The organism is Mesorhizobium sp. P5_C1, assembly GCF_054049815.1.
Map to the genome: position 1 here is coordinate 1 of NZ_JBFULQ010001229.1, position 1,281 is coordinate 1,281.

Sequence of the window (1,281 nt, forward strand, 5' to 3'; positions counted from 1 at the left end):
CTTGTTGGTTGTGCGCGGATAAACGTAGTCGGTGCCTTCAAGCACCCAGCGCTTCACCGAACCGCCATCCTCGCTCATCAAATAGTCGACGGCCGGAATGGCCTGCTGGTTCGGCGCCGCACCCGTGTAGAACACGTTGCGCTCGCTTTCCTCGCCCTCATACTGGACGGGATAGAACAGGATGTTGTCGAGCTCGCTGAACACCGGCAGCACTGATTTGCGCGACACCGAGGTCCAGCAGCCGAACACCGCGGCGACCTTGTCCTTGGAGATCAGCTCGCGCGCCTTTTCGGCGAACAGCGGCCAGTTGGAGGCCGGATCGACGACCACAGCTTCGAGCTTCTTGCCAAGCAGGCCACCTTTGGCGTTCTGCTCATCGATGAGCATCAGCATGGCGTCCTTGAGCGTCGTCTCAGAGATCGCCATGGTCCCGGACAGTGAATGGAGAATGCCGACCTTGATCGTGTCGTCGGCCGCCCTGGCAGGCGCGGACATCAACAGGCCGGCGGCAACGACGCTCGCCGAAAACATTTTTGTTATTGTCGAGAAATTACCCCTCATGCCTAACACTCCCAGGCTGGTTGATTGCACCGCAACAATGCAATGCAACCCCCGTGCCAATCGCTCAGGAGATGCCGAATAATGGGTGATAGTTAAACATTCCATCAAACGAGCGACGTCATGGCATCCGGCATTTCACGCATTTTTATCGGCATATTGCTTCTGGCGGCAGCGACCGGCACTGCCCGAGCCGACTTCAGCGACGGTAAGATGCCCGACGGCATCTACCACTGCGAAGTGTACCTGCTTGGCATGTTCCTCGACCTCGGTGACATCACCATCAAGGGCAACGTCTACAGCGGCCCAGTCACCTTCGGGACCGCCCAGCAGGGCTACAATTACCAGATGGATGCAAACGGTGTGATCTCCTGGCTGGGACCGCTCGGCGGATATACGGCTGGCGGCAACTCGCTGTCGCTGACCCAGGCCACGCTCGACGGTCAAAGTGCGCCCTCCTTCGACATCATCATGAGACAGCCCGACGGCGCCTTCACCGCCTCGACCTGCACCAAAGGAAGCGGCCAGTAAGTTATTCCCTGGCAATGGCCGCCGCCTCGGCGGGCCTGCCTCTCTCTCATGTCATCTGGATGTTGCCGAAACTGGATAGGCAGCGGTGCGCCGTCACCATCCACCTTGAGAGGCAGACACAATGGCCAATTCACCGTCTTCATCCTCCCCTGTCATTCGCGACGTCATAGCCGAGCGCGTCTCGCGCCGTAC

2 protein-coding genes are annotated in these 1,281 nt (G+C 59.4%); one reads left to right on the top strand and one right to left on the bottom strand.

The genetic code is table 11. The features are described 5' to 3' along the window. On the bottom strand, window positions 1–561 hold a 561-nt coding region (locus ACXJ7R_RS35045), incomplete at its 3' end, for a transporter substrate-binding protein (RefSeq protein ID WP_457155791.1). 120 nt (window positions 562–681) lie between these two features. Here ACXJ7R_RS35045 and ACXJ7R_RS35050 point away from each other — a divergent pair. After that, complete coding sequence (locus ACXJ7R_RS35050; RefSeq protein WP_095085151.1) at window positions 682–1,089, top strand: hypothetical protein; 408 nt, start codon at window positions 682–684, stop codon at window positions 1,087–1,089. The last annotated feature ends 192 nt before the right edge of the window (window positions 1,090–1,281 follow it).

Excerpts from the sequence above, each read along its gene's own strand:
- ACXJ7R_RS35050 (WP_095085151.1), top strand. The coding sequence starts at position 682 with ATGGCATCCGGCATTTCACGCATTTTTATCGGCATATTGCTTCTGGCG.